This window comes from Bradyrhizobium sp. KZN70725, assembly GCF_055264925.1.
In genome coordinates this window covers 1-6,137 of sequence record NZ_JBUYWT010000128.1, presented here as the reverse complement: position 1 = coordinate 6,137, position 6,137 = coordinate 1, and the positions used below count along the sequence as shown (strand labels likewise).

Annotated in this window: 6 protein-coding genes; 2 read left to right on the top strand and 4 right to left on the bottom strand. The window is 59.4% G+C overall.

Annotated elements, in window-relative coordinates:
• Window positions 1-274: 274 nt before the first annotated feature.
• Window positions 275-2,503, top strand: coding sequence for a hypothetical protein (locus ACZBJS_RS41855; RefSeq protein ID WP_463440273.1), 2,229 nt, complete (start codon window positions 275-277; stop codon window positions 2,501-2,503).
• Between the two features lie 951 nt (window positions 2,504-3,454).
• Here ACZBJS_RS41855 and ACZBJS_RS41850 read toward each other — a convergent pair.
• Together ACZBJS_RS41850 and ACZBJS_RS41845 are read right to left on the bottom strand one after the other, a co-directional pair.
• Window positions 3,455-3,979, bottom strand: coding sequence for a hypothetical protein (locus ACZBJS_RS41850; protein ID WP_463440272.1), 525 nt, complete (start codon window positions 3,977-3,979; stop codon window positions 3,455-3,457).
• Between the two features lie 197 nt (window positions 3,980-4,176).
• Complete coding sequence (locus ACZBJS_RS41845) at window positions 4,177-4,362, bottom strand: hypothetical protein (RefSeq protein WP_463440271.1); 186 nt, start codon at window positions 4,360-4,362, stop codon at window positions 4,177-4,179.
• Between the two features lie 636 nt (window positions 4,363-4,998).
• Between ACZBJS_RS41845 and ACZBJS_RS41840 the strand changes: the two genes are divergently transcribed.
• Window positions 4,999-5,502 carry a hypothetical protein gene (locus ACZBJS_RS41840; protein WP_463440270.1) on the top strand — a complete coding sequence of 168 codons (504 nt, stop codon included), beginning with the start codon at window positions 4,999-5,001 and terminating at the stop codon, window positions 5,500-5,502.
• A 111-nt stretch (window positions 5,503-5,613) separates the two neighbouring features.
• On the opposite strand, the gene ACZBJS_RS41835 is transcribed toward ACZBJS_RS41840, so the two are convergent.
• Entirely contained in the window at window positions 5,614-5,859 is a 246-nt protein-coding gene (locus ACZBJS_RS41835; RefSeq protein ID WP_463440269.1) for a hypothetical protein, read from the bottom strand.
• On the bottom strand, window positions 5,852-6,137 hold a 286-nt coding region (locus tag ACZBJS_RS41830; RefSeq protein ID WP_463440268.1), incomplete at its 5' end, for a nucleotidyl transferase AbiEii/AbiGii toxin family protein. The genes ACZBJS_RS41830 and ACZBJS_RS41835, both read right to left, overlap by 8 nt.

The following is a 6,137-nucleotide window of genomic DNA, read 5'->3' as shown; positions in this document are numbered from 1 at the left end:
GACATCATGAATTTGACCCATGCGAACGACGCCACGGGTGGCCGGCTTCAGATCGGAATACCCGGCCGGCTTCGAATTGGAATGCATGGCCGGCTTCGTCGGAATCCGCAGTCATGCCCGCAGTTCAGCAACACAGGAGCTGCGACGGGAAATGGAACCACAGGCGACATGAGCTTTCTTGCGCATCCCGGGAGAACGCTCTTGGTCAGCTACTCGTCAGCCAAGCGGTCTATTCAGACAGGCGGCACATCATCGACTTAATCGGAGATAAAGCATGACGGGCATTGGCCGAGCCGGCAAATCGCACGTTGGGGCTGCAGCAGCCGACAGCCTCGGGGAACTCGGCGTCGTCCCCGGCGAACGCAGCCAATCCTTCGACGCCGTTGTGGAGCGGATGCGCTCCGGGCCTCAGGAGCGAGCCGTGCCGCTCGCGAACCAGCCACCAGATTTAGATGTGGTGGCGCCAACGCGGGAGGAGATCAACGCAGCAAAGCGAAAATTGGGGAGCCTCCTTGAGGAGTTTGAAACTTGTCGTCGAGCGGCCATGCACGCCCGGGACTTGCCCGAGGCGCAAGAGCTGATCGACCATGTCGTCAGGGCAGGCTCAGCAATTCTGGACTACTACGCCGATCTGCCCCCAAATTTGGCGCGTCGCATTCTGCCCGACGATCGAGCCCGCCTTCTCCGCGATGACACGCTTGACGCAGCCACCCAATGTAACACCGTGGCCAGGCAGATTGTTGAGCAAGTGGAGAAGAAGAGAAAAGAAGCGCTAAGTTGGTTCGAGAGGTTGAAAGGCATCGCTACGCCCTACCAGCTGAGCCGCTCGGTCGCAAGCGTGGCGGAACATCATGCGGCCCACATGGAGTGGTGGGGAAAGAAGGCACTGCGCGCGGAGCGGATGCAATCGGTCTGCGCAGCTACTGCAGACTTGCCAAGCGCTACGCCCGAGATGCGCAAGGCCGAAGAGGCCGCATTAAGGCTGCACACCGGCTGCGCGCTCAATATGAAGTGCATGTATCTGCAATCGCGCATAGCTCTGGCGGAGTTCTTGATTAAGTCGCAAGCGAGCACGTTGGAACCAGACGCGCACAAGGCCCTCATGGACGAGAACGGGCGTGTGCGTCTGCTCGGGACCTTCATCGAAGATGTTTTCCCAGCATTTGTCTCGACCGGCCATGCCGTTATGTACAGCAACGGGGCACCGCTCGACGCCGAGCATCGCGCCGTTCTAGAAGGTGTCATGGAGCGGCTTTCGGAGTTCGCTCCAGGAGTGAGTTCCATGGTTGCCACGCTGAGGGAAGCCGGATCAGGAGCTGACCTTCCGTTGCAGTTGCTGGACCAGATCGTGGAAGGTGCGTGGCTTACGGCGAACGAAGTCATGCGGTTGCTGGCAGTGCAGCCAAAGTTAGCAGCCACGATTGAATCGCCGGCTTGGGCTGCGCTGCCGGAAAATACCGCCATGGTGGGCGAAAGCAGCGGAGCGCGCAGAAAGGGCAAAGGAAGGCGCGCAGCGGCCGCAGGCGAGGGGAGTTCGACGGCCCGCCCGCCCGAGCCGCAACTCGCCAGGCCCGATGCCGCCACGGCCCCGACCGGCAAAGTTATCGTCCTCTCCGACCTCGGTACCAAAAAACTTGCGACCGCGGAGGAGGCACGGGCGAGGGCGTCAACCTCTGCTACCGAGCACCTCCAGATGTGGCAGGCTCCGCCCTCCAGGAAAGCGCTGGCGGGATTACTCGAGCGACTGGACGAACTGCTGCAATTCAACGTTCCGGCTCAGCAAAGTGCCGTCTCGCAAGCGCGCCAGATGAAGCCCGAGGACGCCGACCACGTCTTGGATCTCGTCATTACGCGCTTGCAGACGCAGGCTGCCGAGATTGAGGCCTGTGTAGTCGCGCTGAAGGAGCCTCGCCGCCGGGTCCTGCTCGCGCCGGCGCAAGTGCCCGAAGTGCATGAAAAAATATCTCGGCTCAAGGCGATGCGGTCCGAGGTGAAGGGGCAGGTAAAGTCATTGAACGAGCGAAAGGCGGCGATCACGAGCGATTGCATGAAGACCTATGCGTTTCCGTCGCAAAGGTACCTTGAGCAATTGCGGGCGGCGGGGGAATTGGCGCCAGTCGATCCACCGCGCGCCTTGCAGGGAGAGCCAGGGAAGCTGTTCGAGGTCAAGCTGCAGCCGGCGGCGCTGAGCAGTGGTGCGAGGCCAAGCCCGATGTGGGTGCACATCCATACCAAGCGGCCGGTACATGCCTGGCAATTGCCAATGCTGGGGGACCGTGACTTCGCCGCTTGCCACGTGAAGTCCGATGAACAGCGCGGCTATAATCGGCACTGGCAGAACGCTCGAGCCGCCGAGGGGCACGACAACGTCGTGATCCACCGCGGCAAGCTCACACCTGCGTTTTGCAAATCCTTGTTGAGCACTGCAGCTGGCGGCCAGGCGTTGTACCACCTTCCCGATGCTGGACACGTGTCAGCGCAGATGGGGCGACTGGGAATCTAGTGAGCTTCTTGTCTTGCGGCAACATGCCGTTCGATGGCAGCTTTCATGCCTCCAGGTCGGCCCGGCGGATTACCTGAGCCGCACCGGGCCCCTCTGGCTCCATCTCTCAAAGGATGCAGCGCGGAGGAAGAGAACACGCACCAAATCGACGAGAGGCTCGTCGGCCGGAGAGCCGGATCATTTTCGATCACGGGCAAGTAAGCTCTCTATGAGGCCATTGGTGACCCGAAGATCGGCGCGTGGGCACGAAGCCAGCCGCTGAGCGCGGCAGCCGGAGAAACATGTGCGTGATCCCATGTGCGTGATCCCCATGTGCGTGATCCCGATCACGATACGGTCGGATGTCGTCGCGCTCGTCGCGAAAGGCCTGCATGTGCGTCGCCAACTGACAAGTAAACCTCCAGAGGGACTGCTTCCGATGGTTGGCATGCCAATAGAAAACTATGCGCTCTGGTTTGACGAATCGACTTCGCAATGCACAATGAGCCTGCCTATCCTTTTGCTTCGATAAGGCGACGAGAGCCCCAGCATCCCGGCCTCCAGGCCCCCCAGAAGGTGCTGGGGCTTTTCGTTCTTCCGAGTGTCCCAGCCGGTGAGGGCGGAGCTGCTTCTCTGCAAATACTGATCCTGTGACGGCCACGACCGCGTCGGGGTGGCGGGAAGCTCGTTGTGCTCTGCTGGCATTGCTGTCAGACCGAGTGGGAGCTATGGCGATTATAATGGAGCATATTGGGCTATCGGCGAGCGAAATACCTCGCTTCCCTCCGACGACAAGTGCTTCGAATTTGAAGACGATACAGATCTCGGCGGACACTTTGATGGTCGACGTGCGCTACCCGGTCAGCTCCCCGCTGGCCACTCCGATCAGGCATTATAGATGCCGCGAACGTTGCTTCCGATTGTTCCGAGCAGCGCAACAAGAGATGTCGCGCTTTCTCGCACCCTTTAGCCTCATCCTCTCGTCTCTGTCTTTCTGTATGGATTCAATTCGCTAGCGGTCCGATAGTCATCCAGATTCCCGCCCAGAAACAGTACCTCGCGCTCCTCGGTTGGGGTATCGCTCACCCATGCAAGATTGGCTTCATCATTCTCGGTCCCGTCCTCAAGGATCCTGACGATCTCTTCGGCCGTCCAGGTGGTGACCCGTGGCACCGTGTAGGTGTGCAACTCGTTCGCGCTTTCCGCAATTGCTTTGGCGCCATACTCGTTGTCATCGTCCGGCGACAGGAGCAGTTGTGAGGCCTCCTCGGACAGTGATACGAAAGGCGAAGAATAGGTGTCCCCTCTCATGTGCGCTGCCGCTGCGCGACCCAGATCAAGTTGTTGGCCTCCCCAAATATTCCAGGGGGCGGCGTCGTAACGCAAAGCCGCCAGGGAACGCAAATGGTCCATCGCGCTTTGACGGTCCAGTACATGTGGCTTGCAATGGCTGGCGCGATTCTGAAAGCGCTGCAGCTCAGCGTACGACGATGCCACCACCTCGTCGTAAGCGCGGCCACTATCGATGCCGCCGGCTGATGGCCCAGTCGCTTTCGACCATCGTGCCGATTTTTGCGCAACGAGTTCGATTTCTCTTCTGAGTTCCGCGACGGTTGCGCAGGTCAGCGTCGCGGCAAGCTGAGCGCGCGTCCTGATAAAGGATGCAGCTGCGCACCGTTCGTCCCCTGAATAGCCTACGCTCTCAAATTGCCTTTCGTGTCAGTCCAGGACGATCCGGCCTCGGGCGCATCTGATGTTTGGAGGCTCGGCTGAGGCTCTCCAAGCCGCTGCTCAAAGTCTGCTTGCCCGGTTTCTTCCTGTTGCTGCTCGACGCAATTCGTAAAAGCCGCAGACGGGCCGATATTGTCAAACGGGTTCATTCCATTTTCCCTTTGGTAGCCTTGTCGATATCAATCGGACAAGTTGATCCGATTTGAGCGAGCCGCGAGGGTCGGAAACCGAGACATGCACAAACGGCTATAAAATGGAGCGGATCTGGTTCTCGGCGGGGTGGTATGTTGAGGGGATCCCGCTCCTTCTTCTGTTCCAGATTTTGAGCCCATCAAGCCCAGCCATGTCCGGATATAGACGGTCTCATTGCTAGAGGGTTTAGCTGTCGATCAGCTGACGAGTTTCATCGCTTGAAGAAATTGAAGCACTTGCGACTGTGCTGGCCGTCCATTGTTCATCGCAGAGCTGATTTTAGCGAGATGGCGCCATCGTCGCTAAATCCGGCAGTGCGAAAGTCTGGCAGACGCAGCCCGGCGGAGGCGCAACGATCCTGAGCTTGAGTTGCGTAAGGAAGGCTGCCGAGCCAGGCTTGCATCGATCGTGAATCGATGCCCGAAAGTGCCGCTCGAGACGCTGGCTCTGGTCGGAATAGCCGATCTTGTCACAGCCATCGGGCTCGTGACCGGTTGGCGTTGCGTGGAAGCGACATTGTGCTCTGCTGGGATTCCTGACGGAGCGCGAGGATTCGCTGGGCTCGGCGACCTGGACGGCGTCGGGCAGCGCCTTTGCCGTGGCCTCAAGCCAACATCAAGGACGCCGCCAAGATGGCGTGTTGCGGTTCGATCGAGATCGTTCAGCTGGTCCTCGACGGCAAGCCCAAGCGCAAATGGCGTCTCGCCTCCGAGCGCGGCTTCATGTCCCTGCTGCTCGACCTCGAGGAGGTCCGTGCGCTGGTCCGCGGGCCCGATCACGGCGGCCTGACCGGACTCCAGATCAAGGACAAGCTGTCCACCACGGCCGAGGTCGCCGCCGCCCCCATCAAGCTCGGGAACCTCAAATCGATCACCGTGATCAACCCGATCAACCGCTGTCCGACCGTGGTCGTGCCTGCCCACGAGGTGGAGCGCTTCGCCCGGGAGTACGTCTCCCTGTTCGCGCTCGCCAAGCAGCGAGGACGGCATTTTTTGGCGGTCAAGAAAGAGCTCCTGCACGCCGGCGTGGAGCCCGTGTTCGATCCGAAGAAGATCGGGGCGACGTTCTACCGCAAGTTAGATTTAGAACGGCCTTGATGTCGATTTTATCAGGGAACGCACTTCGGCTCCGGAATCGCGTCCGCGATTTCTTTGACCCGCTGGAGACATGTCGCTGCAAGCTCGCGCCATTTGTCCTCGATAGCGAGTTCATCGAGCTGCTGTCGCAGGAAGTCTTCCGAGATGGCCGAGTCTCTCCAAAACTCCCTGCTTCAGGTGAGAAACGTGGCGGAGGTTTTCGTGTAGTTCTTCCGAAAATAACGAGTCGACCACTGCGATGTCGAAAACATCGCGAATTTTGAGCATTGCCCCGCGATAATACAGCTTCTTGATCGCAATCTCGACTGGGTGCTCGACCTTTACCGTATGCGAAGTACCGGGCCGGATGTCACCCATGTCTATGGTTTTCGCCTCGACCGGGAGGTCTGTAATCGAGCCGGAAACCAATGAAGTCGATTTCACCCTCAGGATAGATCAGTTTCAGATAGTGGCTTGTTTCGTCATAGGCATCACACGACCAGATATCCTCACCACCGAGACGCGGCGACAATAACGTGAGGAACTGCGGATCGTCGATGAAAGCATCGACGTCTTTGCTGAGGCGGTGCGCGCTATGAATCATCAGAGCGGTACCGCCTCCAAGCACCCAATCAGGAACAGGCTGTCCGTTGGAT